This window comes from Flindersiella endophytica, from assembly GCF_054779015.1.
In genome coordinates, this window is record NZ_BAAGYY010000028.1 from 328777 (window position 1) to 345264 (window position 16488).

Sequence of the window (16488 nt, forward strand, 5' to 3'; positions counted from 1 at the left end):
CATGACCGTCCGGTTCCTAGGGTTGGGCAGTGAACGTGAGCATGCGAGAGATCACAGCTGTCCGACAAGAGACTCGTTTCACCAGGTGAAATCGACGGCTTGCGCTAATCCGGAGGCTCACGCAGGCTGCCGCACGTGACTGGATCACACCAGGACGGGCGACCGCGGCGGGTCGCCGTCGTGACCGGTGCGGCGCAGGGGCTCGGGCAGGAGTTCAGCGTCGCCCTCGCCATGCATGGCCACCCGGTCGTGGGCCTCGACATCGCCGACCTCTCCCTGACGGCCGACCGCGTCGAGGCTGCCGGCGGGGAGTTCCTCGGGCTCCCGGCCAGCGTCACCGATCCGGTGGCCGTGACGCTGGCCGTCGGCAAGGCCGCCGAGCACTTCGGCGGGCTGCACATCCTGGTCAACAACGCCGGCATGTATCCGCCGATCGCGTTCGAGGAGACCACTCTCGAGGACTGGCGGCGCATCATGCAGCTCAACCTCGAAGGGCCGTTCCTCACGACCCAGGCGGTGCTCCCCCATTTCAAGGCCGCCGGGTGGGGGCGAGTCGTCAACATCGCTTCTGCCGTGGTGTTCCTCGGGCCGCCCGACCTGGTGGCCTACACCACGTCGAAGTCCGGGCTGGTGGGCTTCACCCGCGCGCTGGCCAGCGCCGTCGCGGGCCACGGCATCACTGTCAACGCGATCGCCCCCGGCCTGACCAACACCGCCACGGCCGAACGCACGACCGGCGCGCACGGCGGCTTCGAACGGGTGCGTTCGCTCCAGCTCGTGCCCGCGACCGAGCAGCCGGCCGACCTGGTGTCGACCCTGTTGTACGTATGCGACGAGGGCTCCGGCTTCCTCACCGGCCAGACCATCAACGTCGACGGCGGATCGGCGTTCCATTGAGCTCGCTGAAGCCGATCGACGCCCTCCTCTCGATCCTGCGCGGCGAGCGGGTCAGCCGGGTGTTCGGCAACCCGGGCACGACCGAGCTCCCGTTCATCGACGCGTTCACCAACGCACCCGACCTGACCTACGTGCTGGGCCTGCACGAGGGAGCCGTCGTCTCGATGGCCGACGGGTACGCCCGCGTCACGCGACGCCCGGCGTTCGTCAACCTGCACGCGGCCGCGGGTGTGGCCAACGGGCTGATCGGCATGCTGAACGCCAAGCGCTCGCGAACGCCGCTGGTGGTCACCGCCGGGCAGCAGGATCGGCGGCATCTGGCGCAGGATCCCATGCTGGCAGGCGATCTGGTCACGATGGCGTCGGCCGCCACCAAGTCGGCGGTCGAGGTGCAGCATGCCTACGACCTGCCGCTGGCGCTCCGGCGGGCGTTCCACCTGGCCGTGCAGCCGCCCGCCGGGCCGGTGTTCGTCTCCATTCCGATGGACGTGCTCGAGGAGCCGGACGGCGTGCCGGTGCCGCCGCGTTCGGCGCTCTCGCAGCTCGGTCCCGCACCGGAGAGCGCGATCGAGCGGGCGGCGGACCTGCTGGCCTCCGCCGAGCGGCCGGCTGTCGTCGCCGGCGACGGCGTGGGCCGCGAGGGTGCGCTGGACGGGCTGGTCCGGGTCGCCGAACGGCTCGGCGCGACCGTCTACCAGCAGCCGATGTACGACTCCGTCAACTTCCCCACCACGCATCCGTTGTACGCGGGCATGCTCCCGCCGCGGAACGCCGTGATCCGTGACCACCTGTCGGCGCACGACACGCTGCTGCTGGTGGGATGCCACGCGTTCACGCCGCATCACTACACGCCCGGGCCGTCGGTGCCCGACCGGCTGAGCATCGTCCAGCTGGACAGCGACGCGACGGAGATCGGGCGTAACTTCGGCGTCCGGCTCGGGCTGGTGGGCAACATCAACACGAGCTTGCGGCAGCTGGCGGACTGGCTCGGCGACAGCATCCCCGGCGCGGCTGCCCGCTTGGAGGCGGCTCGGTCGGCGGCGGCTCGGCGGCGAGAGGCCCTTTCGCAAGAGGCGCTGGGCGGGTACGGCAGCAGCCCGATCGAACCGTCGGCGGCCGCGCACGCACTCGCCTCGGCGCTTCCGTCGGACGCGATCCTGGTCGAGGAGGCGATCACGACCGGGCTCCGGCTCCGCGATGCCGTACGCCAGGACCGGCCCGGCGCGTACCTGCACACGGTCGGCGGCGGGCTCGGCTGGGGCATCGGCGCGGCGATCGGCGCGAAGCTCGGCGCGCCCGACCGGCCGACGGTCGCCGCGATCGGCGACGGTTGCGCGATGTTCGGCCTGCAGGGCCTGTGGAGCGCTGCGCGCTACGACGTGCCGGTGGTGTTCGTGGTGCTGAACAACGGCGAGTACCGCACGCTGAAGGACACGCTGGACGAGCGAAAGAGCGCCTCGACCGCGGCCGGCGCCTACGTCGGGCTCGACCTCGCGCCGCCGGCGCTGGACTGGTCGCATGCCGCACAACTCTTCGGTATCTCCGCGGTCCGGGTGGACCGGGCCGCTGACCTGCGCGACTCCGTCGCTGCCGGGCTGGCCAGTGGACGACCGACGCTGATCGACGCAGAAATCTCCCCACATCGCTTGCACAATTGACCCGTTCCAGACAATGATCCCTAGCATGAGCACGAAGCGCTCGGCCACGGACGTTCCGAAGTCCGTGCTGGCGCGCGGGTTGCGCCTGCTCGAGGCCTACGGCCCCTCCGACGTCGAGCTGTCGCTCACCGAGCTCTCCAACCGGACCGGCCTGTCCAAGCCGACGGCGTACCGCCTGCTCGGCGAGCTGGTGAAGTGGGGCGCGCTCGAACGCACCGACGCGGGTTACCGGCTGGGGCTGCGCCTGTTCGTGATCGGCCATCGCGCGCCGCGGCCGCGAGGCCTGCGCGAGGCCGCGTTGCCTTACCTGGAAGACCTTTACGAGGCGACGCACGAGAACATCCACCTCGCCGTGCTCGATGGCGTCCACACGTTGTTCCTCGAGAAGGTCAGCGGCCACCGTTCGATGCCGATCGTTTCGCGCGTGGGCGGCCGCCTGCCGGTCCACTCCACAGCGACCGGCAAGCTGTTCCTCGCGCACAATGCCGCGGAGTGCCTGCAACGCGCGCTGGCGGCCGGCCTGACCCGCTACACCCCACGAACGATCGTGCTGCCCGGGCTGCTGCGCGCCGAGCTGGATCGAACGCTCGAGCGCGGTTACGGCATCAACCGCGAGGAGACCGAGATCGGCGTGTCAGCGGTGGCCGCTCCCGTACGCGACCGCCGCGGCCGGACCGTGGCGGCGATCTCGATCACCGGCCACGCCAACCGCCTCGACCTGGACCGGCTGGCGCCGGCCGTACGTACCGCCGCGCGTGCACTGTCACGCGAGCTCAGCCGGATGCTGCCAGGCTGAGCGTCTGTCGTCGTTTGTTGTCGAGCGCGTCAGTCAGGGTGTCCAGAAGCCGGCCGGCAGCTTCTCGACGTTGTCCGCCGCGGTGTCCAGGTTGCGGGCGAGATGCAGGATGGCGACCATCGCCTGATCGCCGGACTCAGCCAGCTGGCGGATGACGCTTGCCTGCCGCCGGGCGCGCCGCGCGACGACGTCCCCGAAGGCGTGCCGGTCGCCGGTGTATCCGTAGGAGTCCAGCAGGATGTGCAGGCGGCGGGAGAGGTTGTCGAAGCCGTGGGTGCCCGACTGCTGGTCGGGCCGGGCAGCCCACAGCGGTACCCAGGACAGTGCCGCGAAGGCCAGATCGACCTCCGGTGACGAAGGGCTCGCGGTGTCCCAGTCGAAGAAGCCGACCAGCCTGTCGCCATCGATCGCCGCGTTGTGGGGCGCCACGTCCTGGTGGCCGATGATCCAGCCGGGCCGCATCGTCTCGCCGGTGAACCACCGTTCGTCCGCGGGTGGGACGAACCGGGCTGTCACGTCATGGACGCGTCGCAGCCAGCGTCCGACCTGCGGAAGCAACGCGTCGGCGTGCACCCAGGCCGGCCCGGGCTCGCGGCCGCCGATCGTCTCGCCCGGCAGGTAGGTGAGCATCTGGCGGCCCTGCTCGTCGAAGCCGAGTGCCCTGGGAACGCCGTCGACACCGGCGTTCTCCAGGTAGCGCAACAACGCATGGACCGTCGCCGTCGTAGGCGAGGCCTGCTTGTGGACGACATCGCCGATCCTCACCGCGCCGACGGTGTTGCCGCCCGGCAGGGTCACTTCGGTCATGCTGGGGTTATACCTGGCTGCCCTGCGCCGGCGATACTTGTTTTTGGCCGGTTAGAAGCGCGCTCCGACGTTGGCGCCGTTGCTCGGTCTCAGGAACGCCGACGACGGGATCGAGCCGTCGGCGGTCCTGGGGCCGGTGATCGTGGCCGGATCCGTGCTCACCAGCGACCACGTGCCGCCGAGGTCCCAGGAGTTGCCGCTGCCGCTGGAGTTCGAGCCCAGCGAGGCGTTCGTACCGTTCGACACCGCCAGGTTGCCGGTCAGCGTGCCGTCGGCGTCGGCGAAGTCGAAGCCCGTGCCCACGTTGCGCCAGGCCGTGCAGCGATCCGATCGCAGCTGGCCAGGGTTGGAGTTGTCGATGAAACCGCCCGCGGAGTTGTCCCACGCCATGCTGTTGCGTACGGCATGCGCCGCCGGCAGGTCCTCGTCGCCGCCGCCGAGCTTGAAGCCGTTGCCGTCGCCGGTGTAGTCCGGGATGCCCCAGCGGTTGTAGCCGTTACCCCACGCCAGGCTGTTCTCCGTCGTGACGGGTGACAGGAACTCCCAGAAGTCCAGGCCGTCGTCGGAGTTGTTCCACAGCCGGGCGCCGCGCACGACGTTGCCCGTACCCGAGCCTTCCTTGATGGCCAGGCCGTCCGCGCTCTCACCGCTGTTGCGCGGATCGCGGTTGCCGTAGCTGTCGAGGTTGATGATCTGGTTGTTGCTCGACGCACCCTGGATGTGGAAGCCGGACTCGTAGTTGTCCCTCGTGACGAGGCGGTCGAACACGTTGTTGTTGGTGTCGAGACCGAAGACGGCGTACGGACCGTGGACGATCTCGAGGCCCGCCAGCCGCCAGTAGTCGCCTTCGATGTGGATCGCACCGCGTTCGGGGCGCGGGATGCTCCCGCCGACCGGCTCCGGCGTGTGCGGCAGGTTCTCGCCGTCGATGATCGCGTGCTCGCCGTTGTAGTTCCGCAGCGTGATCGGCTGGCTCGCCGTGCCGTTCTTCAGCAGCTGGATGTTCGTGCTCGGGGCGTACGTGCCGCCACGCAGGAAGATCGTGTAGCCGGGCTGCGCCAGGTCGACCGCCCGCTGGACGGTGAGCAAGGGCGCGGCCAGTGTCCCGGCGTTGCTGTCATTGCCGTTCGTCGCGACGTAGAGGACGTTGGACGGCGGTGGTGGGCTTTCCCAGGTGAAGTCGATGTTGTCGAGGTTCGGCAGGCCGGCCGACGTCGTGGGGCTGAACCGGATCGTGCTGTTGCCCGTGGGCACGGAGAACGCCACGGATCGCGTCGCCCAGGTCGACCAGGCACCGGTCCCCTCGAACGCGACGGAGGAAACCGTCTCTCCGTTGACGACGAGGCTGGCGGGCCGGTTAGTGGTCGTGCCGTTGGCGTACCTGACCACGACGAACGCCGCCCCGGACGTGCTCGCGCTGACCGTGAACTGCGCGAAGGCGCCGGTCGCGTTCGTGCCGTTGCAGAACCCTGTGCCGGAGAACCCGGGCCAGTTGGTGTCGATCGTGCCCGTGCACACGGCCGGAGCGGTCTCGGCCTCATAGATCACTCCCGCCGTGGCCACGGGCGCGGGCCCGAGCACCGCGCAAGCCGTCAGGGCAGCACCGATCGCCAACTGTCCCAGTCTCATCTGTCCAAGCTAGAGCGACTCGCGTGGACGATCGCGTGCTCCATGTGGACTTTGGCGCACTGGTCGGGCGATCGGCTAGGGTGGCGGGCATGCGAGATAACAGCTGATTCCTCCCGCCGCAGGTATCCGTTTGTTTTGTCTCGCATGCCCAAAGGACGTTTCGCATGACTTCCGCGCACTCGATCAGCGCACCCTACGAACAGCTCGTCGCCGAGGCTCTGGCCGCACCGTTCGCCGGCTGGGACTTCTCCTGGCTTCGCGACCGCACCAGCGGCGAGCAACTGACCTGGGACTACTCCCACCTCGCCAAGGCCGCCCTCACCGACGCGACGGCCGTCCTCGATATCGACACGGGCGGCGGTGAGCTGCTCGCGGGCCTCGCTCCCCTGCCTCGCCACGCCGTCGCCTCCGAGGCGTGGGACCCCAACCTCCCCGTGGCCCGCGAGCGGCTGGAACCGCTCGGTGTCTCGGTCCGCGCCGGACGCGGCGAGGACCTGCCTGCTGTCGACGGTGAGTTCGACCTCGTACTCAACCGGCACGGGGCGTTCACGCCGGGCGAGCTGTGGCGCGTGCTCGTTCCGGGCGGTGTGTTCCTGACCCAGCAGCCGGGCAGCCGCAACGACCAGGAGTTCTCCACCGCACTCGGCACGCACCCGCCGGTGGATCCGGAATCGCACACGCTCGCCTCGGTGACCCAAGCCCTGCGTGGACAAGGCTTCGCGATCGAGGACGCGCGCGAAGAGATGCCGGCCTACCGCTACCACGACATCGCGGCCGTCATCTTCCAGCTCCGCGCGGTGTCCTGGACCGTACCCGACTTCGACGTCGACCGCTACGACACCGAACTACGGCAGCTCGACGCCCGGATCCGCGCGGAAGGCCCGTTCGTCACCCACAACCATCGCTTCCTGGTCAGGGCGAGGAAGCCCGCTTAGGGGACGATCACGATCTTGCCGACGTGCTTGCGTCGCAGGAACTCCTGCTGGGCTTGGTGGATCTCCCGCAGCGAAAACCGGCCGGCGATCCGCGGCCGGACGGCACCGGTAAGTGCGGCTTCGACGAGTGCGGCGAAGTGGGCCCGGGTGTGCATCGAGGATCCGACCAGGCTGATGTTGTGGAGATACAGCCGGCGCAGGTCGAACGGCACGACCGCACCCGCCACCGCACCCGCGATCGCCCAGCGGCCGTCGTCGCGAAGGAGTGGGAGGAGCTGGCCCAGCCCCGGCCCGCCCGCGACGTCGGCCACCGCGTCCAAGCCGGACACCGGAAGCAGGTCGCGCACCTCGTCGGCGACGTCGGCGAGGTCCTTGCCGTCGCGCGAGACGACGTGGGTGGCTCCGGCGGCGCGTACGTCGTCGTCCTTGCCGCCGCTGGTGATCGCGACGACCGTGGCGTCGCGGGCGGCCGCGAGCTGTACGGCGGCCAGTCCGACGCCACCCGAGGCGCCGGTGACCAACACGGTCTCGCCGGATCGGATGGCCGCGCGTTCGAGCATGCCCATCGCCGTGCCGTACGCGACCGGTAGGCAGGCGAGCTCCTCGTCGGAGAGTGGCGAGTCCGTGACGTCGTGCGCCTGGTCGGCCGGCGCGACGACGTACTGCGCGAAGCCGCCGTCGGCCTCGCTGCCGAGCAGGCCGACGGGCGGGGCGTCCGTACCCTCGTTCTCGTAGACGGCCGGATCGACCAGGACCCGCCGGCCGGCCATGGCCGCCGGCACGCCGTCGCCCAGCGCCTCCACGACGCCCGCGATGTCGCCGCCCTGCACCCGCGGGAACGCGATCGGCCCGCGCCAGCCCGCCCGTGCGTCCGGGTTGCCCGGCAGGCCGTAGGCGCCCTCGCGGGTCCAGATGTCGGTGTTGTTGACGGCGGCTCCGGTGACGCGGACCAGCACCTCGCCCGCCTCGACCGCCGGCACCGACCAGTCGTCGCGTACCTCCAGGGCGTCAAAGCCGCCATGCCTGGTGAGGACGGCGGCGGTCATCGTCGGTTCCATGCAACCCTGCTACCCCAGGACCGCGGCCTCAGTAACGGGGGTAGCGGCGCCGGATCCGGTCGAAGTCCGCGAGTTCGGCCTGCCAGCCCTCGACGATGTGTCGACGTCGTGGCCGGCGTCGACGGCCAGGCGTACGCGGTCGGAGCCGGTGAGGTTGTCGATCCACCACGTGGGCTCGGTCGCCGTGGCGGTGTTGAGCCAGGCGAACTCCTGCGGGTACAGGCGCTTCAGCGTGACCAGCAGCACGATGCCGACCCGTACGGCGTCGACGGCTGGCGCCTCGGTGACCAGGACGTCCACCCCGCCGCAGTTCTTGCCCTGATAGGTCGAGAACGTCGGGTTGAAGTACGCCTCGCGGAACGCCACGCGGGCAGGTCGTACGCCGTCAGCGCCTCGGCCCAGCGGTGGTCGACGAACGGCGCGCCGACGATCTGGAACGGGCGCGTGGTGCCGCGCCCCTGCGAGCTCCCCGATCGTCATGCCGTGCTGCTGCGAGATGGCTTCCCGGCCGATGACCGTGGCGTACTCCGGATGCATGACGGGCCCGGTCGCGCGCCGGCCGGTGATCGGGTTCGGGCGGTCGAGGACGACGAACCGCTTGCCGGCAAGGGCGGCGGCCTCCATCGAGTCGAACATCGTCCAGATGTAGGTGTAGAAGCGCGCGCCCACGTCCTGCACGTCGAACAGCACGGTGTCGGCGCCGGACTGCGTGAAGATGCCGGCGAGGTCCTGGCCGCTCTTCTCGAACGTGTCGTAGACCGGCAGGCCGGTCTTGGGGTCGGTGAAGAAGTCCTCGGAGTCGTTGGCCTGCGCCGTGCCGCGGAAGCCGTGTTCCGGGCCGAACACCGCCACCAGCTCGCCCTCCACTTTCGGTTGCCACCGTCTTCCAAGTAATGCACCGAGCTTGCACGACCGATCGAACGCATTACCACACCAGCACGCCGCCGCCGGCGCCTATGGCGCGGCCGGCGGCGATCTGGATGTTGGCCAATCGCACCGAGATCTGCTCCCGATACCGGTCGCGGTCTTTGGTGGGGTCGGCCGCCGCGATCTGCTCGATACTGACTCGCAGCAGCGCGCACTCCCTCAGGAACGCGGGGACCTGCGACGGCTCGACCGTGAGATCGCCCTCGGCGAGCAGAGGAAAGAAACGCGCGCCCAGCGACCGTACGACTTCGCTCCCCCACACCGTCGTCCGCCAGCTCTCGAAACCAGCGAGGTCCTGGCACCCTTCCGGGGTGTCCAGGACCTCGAGTTGGCCATCCTCGGCGTAGACGAAGACGTCCACCGACAGGCTCACAATGCGGGCCGGCTACTTCCAGGCGCCGCGCTTCTGCCCTTCCCGCGGCGGCGCCGTCTGCGCCCAGATCCGTCGCCAGGAAGCGACCTGCGGGCCCGACGGGTCGGGCGTTTCCCCGCGAGCGGCCCGCCGCTTGGCGTCCCACCAGGTCGTCGCGTCCTCGTCGAGCAGTTCGGCCACCGCGTCGCGGACCTTCGGCGCGAACTCGCGCGGCGACTCGCCCTCGGCCGGTCGCAGCGCCGGCCCGAAGCGCACCCGCACCGGCAAGCGTCCGGGCCGCGGCCACCCACGACCACGCGGCATCGCGGCGTACGAGCCACGAATCCCCACCGGTACGACGGGAATGCCGTGCTCCACCGCCAGGTACGCCGCGCCCATCCGGAACCGCGTCGACCAGCCATCCGGCGAACGCGTGCCCTCCGGGAAGATGACGACGTTCCAGCCGTCGGACAGCAGGTCGCCCGGCGTGGTCGACATCGAGCCGCCCCGCCGTTCGATCGGGAACGTGTTGAACACCATCGCCGACCCGGACGCACGCCACCAGGTGTCGAAGAAGTAGTCCGCCGCCGCCGCGAACGTCGTGTTGCGCCGCCACGCATCTGGCAGCGAGCACAGGATCAGTGGCGTGTCGAGGTGCGAGGAGTGGTTGGCCACGAACAGGACCGGCTGGTGCAACCCGGTCAACACGTCCAGCCCCGACACCTGCGGCCGTACGGTCGAGTGCAGCACCGGCCGCAGGCCGTACCGCTGCACCAGATCGCGCACAGCGTTGGCCGCGGGACGGCGCGCCCAGCCGGTCGGGAAGACGTTCGTCTCCTTCCGCAGCTGATACGGCTCGGCCGACCGCGGCACCAACGCCCGGCGTCCCCAGCGCCAGCCCTTGGCCACCATCCGCACCTCGCGCACGGTGTCGCGGACGAACCGCACCGGCGACTTGGACGAGCCAGAGCCGCTCATCGCACGTCCGAGATCAGGTGCGGCGGGTTGTGCGTGTAGGTGATCGACGGCGAGTTGCCCACCGTTCCGCTCACCATCTCCAGCGCGTCCTGCAGCGTCGACGCCGAGCGGAAGCCCATCCGCGCAACGGCTTTCCGGTCGCCGCCGACCCAGACCACATCGCCCACGTGGTCCATCGCGTGCGCCGCCCAGTACCACATGTAGAACGGGTGGACGCCGTGGTAGGCGTACGACGTGCGGTAGAGGTGGATGTACCACGGGTCGGTGGCGTACTGCTTCTCGAACTTCTGCTCGATCGTCGCCGGGTCGGTCGACTCGGCGAGCACTTCCTCGAAGAAGTCGACATAGCTCGGGTGGTGCAGCTGGCTGAACTGGTACGGCACGGGGTGATACAGGATCACCGCGCCGCCCTTCCGCACCACCGGCTGGCCGCGGTAGGAGTTGAAGAAGTACCCAAGCCCCAGGCAGGTCGCGAGAATCGGGTTCATCACCGCGTTGACGTTGTAGGGCCCGATGTAGGGCAGCCCCATCACCAGCACGTCGCTCTGGCCCTGCACCTCGACCAGTTGCTGCCGGTGCACGTTCGCGATCGTCTTCTCGTGCACGGCTTCGGTCTCACCCGCGTGCACACCGGTCAGGCCGTACGGAGCCCGCATGTTCTGGAAGATGCGGTGCTTCATCTTGTCCGGCGCGAGCGCCAGACCGCGGCGCGCGCCGAGCATCGTGGCCTGGTCCTTGATCGACCACTCCCACTCGCGCTTGTTGAGGAAGTCGTACGGCGCCGGGAAGCAGTCGTTGTTGAGCGTCGTCTCGATCGTGAAGATCTTGACGTGCTCGGCCAGCATCCGGCCCATCCGCCAAGCCGAGTGGTGCAGGTGCGACTTGGTGTGGTCCATGAACGAGTGCGACCGCACCATCGTGTGGCTGTTGTGGTGGTGCCGCAGCGAGCGGTACGACGCCAGGCCGATCGGCACCGACTTGTGTCCGCCGTCCATCGCGACCAGGTTGACGTTGACGTAGACCAGCAGGTCGGACTCGGCGGCCCGCTTGTTGATCTCGACCTCTTCGCCACGGTCGGTGGTGCCGATGAACGCGAGGTTGTCGGGGTCTTCGGCGTCGTGGTTGTAGAGCAGCCCGTCGGGCGCGAACGAACGGTAGACCCGCTCGCCCAGCGCGTGCCTGAGCTCGCTCGGCATCATCCGCCGGTGCAGCGCCAGCGCCGCGATCAGCTGTACGTCGTCGACGCCCGCCTCGGCGGCCAGCGTCAGCACCTGCTCGATGACCCGCTGCCGGATGTCGGGCTTCTGCATCGGCGGCAGCGGGATCGACAGGTCGTCGAACGCGATCGTGAGCTTCATGCCCGGCCGCAGCAGCGCGCGCAGCGGCTCCGAGCCCTCGGGGTTGTCCAGCGCGTGCCGGATCGCGCCGTCGACATCGGCGATGCCCGGCAGCGACTCCGGCGGATAGACGACCCGCGTTCCGATCGGGAACTTCTCCAGCCGGAACCCCTCGCCCTCGTGGACGAGCAGAGGCGGCGTGCGGTCGTCGACCTCGAGTACGAATCCTGGTCGGCTCACCGGCTGCTCCATTCCATCGGTCGCTCCCGGCGCCCCGCGCGCTCGGCGAGCGGCTGGCACGTGCGCCGCACGGCCGACCACTCCACTTGCTCGGTCACCGGCTGCTCCCCTTTACGTCGAACGCAACTTTCACAGTGCCCAGCCGGCCAGCGCTGTGCGCGTGGTCGAGGGCCTCCCGCCATCTGTACAACGGATACTTCGCCGTCATCGCGCCTTCGAGCGCGTCCGAGGCGGCGAGCTCGAACGCCTTCTCGAAGGACTCCTTGCCGGCCGAGGCATACGTGCCGGTGACGTCGAGCTCGCGGAACCACACCGGCGACAGGTCGGCGCCGGTGGCCGGCATGCCGGACAGCACCACCCGGCCGCCCGCCTTGGTCACCCGGAACACCGTGTCCAGCGAGGTCTTGCTGCCTACCGCGTCGATGGCGACGTCGACACCGCCGAGCAGGAACTCCTGACCGCGATCGGGCGCGAGCCGGAACGCCTGCGTCGCCCGGCGGACGCGGCCCGCCACCTCGTCCGGCGCGATCACGTCGGACGCGCCGAACGCACGGGCCAGCTCGCGCTGCCGCGGATGCTTGGCCACCACGCTGATCCGGTGGGCGTTGGTGAGCTGCCGCAGCGCCAGGGTGGCGAACAGGCCGACCGCTCCGGCACCGGACACCAGCACCGAACCACCGTCGGGCACCTGCGCGCGCAACGCGGTGTGCACCGCGCACGCAAGCGGCTCGACCAGCACGGCCCGTTCGTCCGAAAGCCCTTCGGGCACAGGGAAAAGCTGGCTGCGGTGTGCGATCAGCTGACCGCCCCAGCCACCACCGGTGTCGGCGCAGTAGCCGGTCTGCAGGCCGGGCGACACGTGGCCGACCGTGATCCGGTCGCACAGGTTGGTCTGCCCGGCGGCACACGACTGGCAACGCTCGACGCCGCGGGCGGCACACGACAGCACGGGATCCAGCACGACGCGCGTGCCGGCCGGCAGATCCTCGCAGTCGTCGGCGAGGACACCGACGACCTCGTGTCCGGGAACGAACGGCATCGACACCAGAGCCGAGAAATACAAGGAGGTCTGACCGAACAACGCGCCGAGGTCGGAGCCGCAGATGCCGGACAGCGTAGGACGGACGCGGGCCCAGCCGGCGCCCTGCGGCTTCGGCTCGTCGCGCGTGATCAGCCGGACCGGCGCCGCCGGACCCGTCAGCACACCAGGGATCCGGCCGCCCATCGCACGGGCCGCGATATAGCGCGGCAACGAGCGATACATCTCCAACGCGAGCATCATGGCAGGTCGTCCCCTGTCGGCAGGGCGAGGCGGTTGACCGCGCCGGAGCTCTTCCATTCCTCCACCGGCCAGCGGCCCTTGCGTGCTTCGCGCCACAGATGGACGTCCGGGCTGACGGCGACCGGGCGGCCGACGACCCGCAGCATCGGCAGGTCGGAATGGCTGTCGGCGTAGGCGTAGGACTTGGTCAGGTCGTAGCCTTCGGTCTCGGCGTAGCGTTTCAGCCACGCGGCGCGCGACTCACCGACGAGCGGCGGGCCGGACAGGAAGCCGGTGCACCGGCCCAGCTGGTCGGTCGACAGCTCGGCCGCGACGATCTCGTCGAACAACGGCGACAGCGGCCGGGTCAGCGGACGGATCGCGCCCGTGATGAGGATCGTGCGGTGTCCGGCGGCCTTGTGCGCCCGCACCCGGCGCAGCGCGGCGGCGCTCACGCGTTCGAGCACGTGCTCGGAGATCATCACGTCGACGATCCGCTCGAGCTCGGCCAGGTCGGCTCCGGAGTAACGTCGGTAGACCGAACGCAGGAACGCGCCGCGGTCCTTGCGTTCGGCCGACAGGAAGCCCGGCAGCTTGCGGATCAGCGAGCCGATCTCGCGCAGCTTGCCGGTCTGGTCGAGCTCGGGCAACCGCAGCCAGAGGTAGGTCTCGACGACGTTGGACGACAGCAGCGTGCCGTCCATGTCGAACGCGGCCAGGATGTTGTCGCCCTCGGGCAGGTCCTTGGCCACGGCCGGCGCCGAACGCCCACGCCGGCGGCGGATGACGTCGTACTTGCGCATCGAGTCGGTGACGCTCGGGCAGTGCACGTCGACGAGGTAGTGCTTCCAGTCGAACACCGAGGTGTCGAACGGGAACAGCTCGCGGTCCTCGTCCTCGAGACCCTGGTAGAGCTCCATCGTCCGGTCGTCGGTGAAGACGAGCTCGGTCTCGGTGTAGGGGCGGTAGAGGTCCATGTAGCGCCGCAGGAAGTCGAGCCGGCGTTGCTGCTGGTCGACTTCTCTTGCCAGCTTACGGATTCGCTCACCGCGCGGCGCGTGGGTGACGAGGTAGTCGGCGACCTTGTGCGCGCGTTCGCTCATCGCCAGCAGGCGGTCGACGCTCTCGCCGCCGGGAAAACGCCAGACCGGAAGGCGAACCGCGCCACGCTCGCTCATGTCGAACGGGTTGGAGTCGAAGTACATCCGGACCAGTTCGTACAACCGGCTGTAGGTCAGCGCGTTGCGCGATCCGGAGGCGACGTGGAGGTAGGCCGCGTTGCCTGGCTCGGGCGGCGTGGCGGCTGCCGCCAAGGTGGCGTTGACAACGTGGTCGACCGGCACGATGTCGCAGATCGCGTCGGCGCTGGCCGGGAACTCCGGCAGCTCGCCACGGCCGTAGGCCAGGATCAGCGGCTCGGCCATCTTGAAGCCTTCGATCCAGCCGACGTGCGGAGTCTGCAGCGCGCTCTCGATGATCGACGGGCGCAGGATCGTCACGGGCAGCGGCGCGCCGACCTCCTCGACGACGCGCTCCCCCATCGCCTTGGTGAAGGTGTAGACGTCGGTCCAGCCGAGTGAGTGCGCGCGTTCGCCGCCGGCGGAGACGAGCTTCTTGTCGACCCACTCGCGGCGCCGGCGCTCGGTGTCCTGCGCGGTGGTGATCGGCCCGGCGCGGCGGTGCTCGCGCTCGGCCTTCTTCCGCAGGCTCACCAGCACTCCCGGTGCGCGCGAGGTCTCCTCGATCCGGTCGCGCATCGCCAGACCCCAGCGCGCCTCGGTGCGCCAGTCGACCTCGTGCTCGACCGGGCCCTCGGGGATCGCGCCACGCCGGCGACCCGAGACGTACGCGGTCGACACGTGGACGTAGTGGGTGCGGGTGCCGCTCGAGTCGGCGCCCGCGACCAGCTGCTTCAGCAGCCGTTCGGTGCCGAGGACGTTGGTCTCGAACGCGACGTGGATCGGCGGGTCGAACGACACGTCGCCCGCGCAGTGGATCACGACGTCGAGGCCGGTCGGCAGCTCGGGCAGCTGGTTCAGGTCGCCCTCGACGACCTCGATGCGAGCCTCCAGCAGGGCTTCGACGCTGCCGGCTGCTTCACGTACGTTCTCGAAGATGGCCTTGCCGAGCAGTTGCTCCATGCGCGCGCGGGCGGTGAGCGAGCCCTTGCGGCGTACCAGCGCCACGACCTTGGTGTCGGGGAGGTCTCCGAGGATGCGATGCAGCAGCGCCTCGCCGACGAACCCGGTGACTCCGGTGAGAAGCACTCGCTTACCGGCGAGCCGTTGTTTCAGCCGCAATGCCGTGGCCCTCCCGGGTTTCGCCTTACGTTGCCCGTACGTCGCCTGTACTTCGTCGTACATGGACAGTCTGAGCTTAGGTGGTTGTGCCCCCTTCGCGGGACACACCCTACCCAGCAGTTAACCCCGGGCAGAAGACCGACCTATGAGACTTTCCCGACGCATACAGTGCGTGTGGCGCTGAGCCCCGCGCCAGCCTACGCGGCCGCTGCCGAAAGTGGTCACGCTGTCGTGATTGGTAGCCGGAGCGGGCGGTTGAAGTACTTTGCTGGGCAATCGCCACGGATACGACCTTCACGAGGTGACACCGGAACGGTGGAGCACACATCCGCGCCGCAGCCCGATCCGGGCCGGCCTGCCACGGCCGACGAGATCTGGGAGTCGGCGTTCGCATCGTTCCCGTGGCGGCGGTCGAGCCGGCAGCCGGAGCGGCGCCCGGGCCGGTGGTGGCGGAGGTTGGCCTGGCTGGTCCTCGTGGTGGTCGTGCTGCAGGTGCAGGGCAGCGTCAGCGCCCTGCTGAGCGACCCGGAAGCGGCCGGGGAGCTCGTGTTCCCGGGCCTGCGGGTCCCCCATGGTGCCGTCGTGCTCGGCGACGTTCCCCCCGTCGTCCCGCTGGAGTCGACGATGGACTCCAGCAGCTGGCCGGTGGTCGGGACGACGCCGGCGCCGGGCGCCGACCGGGTCCTGCTCGGGCTGGACGCGGATGCCTACGCCGTCGCGCGGGAGTTCGTCCGTGAGCTCCGGCAGGCCGGGCTCCGGCCCACGCCACAGCGGCCACGAGCCTGTGAGGACGCGGAAGGGCAGGTCACCTGCGTGATCGGGGCTCGCACCGCCGACGGCGGCACGGAGATCCTCGTCTCGATCCAGGCGCGGGATCACCTGGGGTTCGCGATCGTCGACCGGTTCGCGGCGACTGCCTCCGAAGCCGACCGGCCTGGGGGCGCCGCCGGCTGGCCGGTCGTACCAGCCGGCCGGTCGGCCTACGCCGCGGCCAGAATGCTGCGGCCGGGCGACTGGATCGCCGCCCCCGGTTTCTCGCGGTTCAACGAGCTCACGGTCGCCGACGGCAGTCGCGTGGCCGGAGGCGTCCTGCCGTGGACCGAAGGCGGCATCTACGCCGAGTGCAGCATGGGCGGCTTCGTCGCATACGTCCGGGTCAACGATCCGCGCCGGTTGGAGCAAGTGACCGAAGCGTACGAGGAGCAGGCCGGGGTCGCGGGCCTGCTCGGATGGGACGTCACGATCACGGCCGCGACCCCGCCCGGAAAGCGACCGCTCGTCCTGGTCTCCCGCTGCGGCGAATGACCAGTACC

Annotated in this window: 14 protein-coding genes; 5 read left to right on the forward strand and 9 right to left on the reverse strand. The window is 70.0% G+C overall.

The features are described from left to right. Positions 1-135: 135 nt before the first annotated feature. From ACYVF6_RS35330 to ACYVF6_RS35340, 3 genes are read left to right on the forward strand one after another with little or no spacing between them, the layout of a single operon-like run. Positions 136-897, forward strand: a complete 762-nt coding sequence (locus tag ACYVF6_RS35330) for an SDR family NAD(P)-dependent oxidoreductase (RefSeq protein WP_460527811.1) — start codon at positions 136-138, stop codon at positions 895-897. After that, positions 894-2555, forward strand: a complete 1662-nt coding sequence (locus ACYVF6_RS35335) for a thiamine pyrophosphate-binding protein (RefSeq protein WP_460527813.1) — start codon at positions 894-896, stop codon at positions 2553-2555. The genes ACYVF6_RS35330 and ACYVF6_RS35335 overlap by 4 nt, the downstream gene beginning before the upstream one ends. Positions 2556-2580: 25 nt before the next feature. Then, positions 2581-3351, forward strand: a complete 771-nt coding sequence (locus tag ACYVF6_RS35340; protein ID WP_460527815.1) for an IclR family transcriptional regulator — start codon at positions 2581-2583, stop codon at positions 3349-3351. 33 nt (positions 3352-3384) lie between these two features. Here the strand turns inward: ACYVF6_RS35340 and ACYVF6_RS35345 are convergent, their stop codons facing one another. Both ACYVF6_RS35345 and ACYVF6_RS35350 read right to left on the reverse strand, forming a co-directional pair. After that, a complete protein-coding gene (locus tag ACYVF6_RS35345) occupies positions 3385-4158 on the reverse strand; it encodes an aminoglycoside phosphotransferase/kinase family protein (RefSeq protein ID WP_460527817.1) in 774 nt (257 codons plus the stop codon). Between the two features lie 51 nt (positions 4159-4209). After that, the gene (locus tag ACYVF6_RS35350; protein ID WP_460527819.1) at positions 4210-5787 is read right to left on the reverse strand and encodes a right-handed parallel beta-helix repeat-containing protein; all 1578 of its coding nucleotides are present in this window, start codon (positions 5785-5787) and stop codon (positions 4210-4212) included. A gap of 164 nt (positions 5788-5951) precedes the next feature. On the opposite strand from ACYVF6_RS35350, the gene ACYVF6_RS35355 reads away from it, so the two are divergent. Then, positions 5952-6722, forward strand: a complete 771-nt coding sequence (locus tag ACYVF6_RS35355) for a class I SAM-dependent methyltransferase (RefSeq protein ID WP_460527821.1) — start codon at positions 5952-5954, stop codon at positions 6720-6722. Here the strand turns inward: ACYVF6_RS35355 and ACYVF6_RS35360 are convergent. The 7 genes from ACYVF6_RS35360 to ACYVF6_RS35390 all read right to left on the reverse strand — a co-directional run bounded on the left by ACYVF6_RS35360 (position 6719) and on the right by ACYVF6_RS35390 (position 15238). Beyond that, a complete protein-coding gene (locus ACYVF6_RS35360) occupies positions 6719-7780 on the reverse strand; it encodes an MDR/zinc-dependent alcohol dehydrogenase-like family protein (RefSeq protein ID WP_460527824.1) in 1062 nt (353 codons plus the stop codon). The genes ACYVF6_RS35355 and ACYVF6_RS35360 overlap by 4 nt on opposite strands. 9 nt (positions 7781-7789) lie before the next feature. Further along, entirely contained in the window at positions 7790-8647 is an 858-nt protein-coding gene (locus ACYVF6_RS35365) for a DUF1343 domain-containing protein (RefSeq protein ID WP_460527826.1), read from the reverse strand. 58 nt (positions 8648-8705) lie between these two features. After that, positions 8706-9080, reverse strand: coding sequence for a hypothetical protein (locus tag ACYVF6_RS35370; RefSeq protein ID WP_460527828.1), 375 nt, complete (start codon positions 9078-9080; stop codon positions 8706-8708). A gap of 12 nt (positions 9081-9092) precedes the next feature. After that, on the reverse strand, positions 9093-10037 hold the full coding sequence (locus ACYVF6_RS35375; protein ID WP_460527830.1) for a lysophospholipid acyltransferase family protein: 945 nt from the start codon (positions 10035-10037) through the stop codon (positions 9093-9095). Further along, positions 10034-11614 carry a nickel-dependent lactate racemase family protein gene (gene larAH / locus ACYVF6_RS35380; protein WP_460527832.1) on the reverse strand — a complete coding sequence of 527 codons (1581 nt, stop codon included), beginning with the start codon at positions 11612-11614 and terminating at the stop codon, positions 10034-10036. The genes ACYVF6_RS35375 and larAH overlap by 4 nt, the downstream gene beginning before the upstream one ends. Before the next feature lie 94 nt (positions 11615-11708). After that, on the reverse strand, positions 11709-12896 hold the full coding sequence (locus ACYVF6_RS35385) for a zinc-dependent alcohol dehydrogenase (RefSeq protein WP_460527834.1): 1188 nt from the start codon (positions 12894-12896) through the stop codon (positions 11709-11711). Continuing rightward, complete coding sequence (locus ACYVF6_RS35390) at positions 12893-15238, reverse strand: HAD-IB family hydrolase (RefSeq protein ID WP_460527836.1); 2346 nt, start codon at positions 15236-15238, stop codon at positions 12893-12895. Before ACYVF6_RS35390 ends, ACYVF6_RS35385 begins: the two co-directional genes overlap by 4 nt. A 252-nt stretch (positions 15239-15490) precedes the next feature. Between ACYVF6_RS35390 and ACYVF6_RS35395 the strand changes: the two genes are divergently transcribed. After that, positions 15491-16480, forward strand: a complete 990-nt coding sequence (locus ACYVF6_RS35395; RefSeq protein ID WP_460527838.1) for a hypothetical protein — start codon at positions 15491-15493, stop codon at positions 16478-16480. Positions 16481-16488: the final 8 nt, after the last annotated feature.

What these genes read in the sequence shown, in the direction of transcription:
- ACYVF6_RS35350 (WP_460527819.1), bottom strand. Translation starts at nt 5,787, where the DNA reads ATGAGACTGGGACAGTTGGCGATCGGTGCTGCCCTGACGGCTTGCGCG.
- ACYVF6_RS35385 (WP_460527834.1), bottom strand. Translation starts at nt 12,896, where the DNA reads ATGATGCTCGCGTTGGAGATGTATCGCTCGTTGCCGCGCTATATCGCG.
- ACYVF6_RS35360 (WP_460527824.1), bottom strand. Translation starts at nt 7,780, where the DNA reads ATGGAACCGACGATGACCGCCGCCGTCCTCACCAGGCATGGCGGCTTT.
- ACYVF6_RS35345 (WP_460527817.1), bottom strand. Translation starts at nt 4,158, where the DNA reads ATGACCGAAGTGACCCTGCCGGGCGGCAACACCGTCGGCGCGGTGAGG.
- ACYVF6_RS35355 (WP_460527821.1), top strand. Translation starts at nt 5,952, where the DNA reads ATGACTTCCGCGCACTCGATCAGCGCACCCTACGAACAGCTCGTCGCC.
- ACYVF6_RS35390 (WP_460527836.1), bottom strand. Translation starts at nt 15,238, where the DNA reads ATGTACGACGAAGTACAGGCGACGTACGGGCAACGTAAGGCGAAACCC.
- ACYVF6_RS35340 (WP_460527815.1), top strand. Translation starts at nt 2,581, where the DNA reads ATGAGCACGAAGCGCTCGGCCACGGACGTTCCGAAGTCCGTGCTGGCG.
- ACYVF6_RS35375 (WP_460527830.1), bottom strand. Translation starts at nt 10,037, where the DNA reads ATGAGCGGCTCTGGCTCGTCCAAGTCGCCGGTGCGGTTCGTCCGCGAC.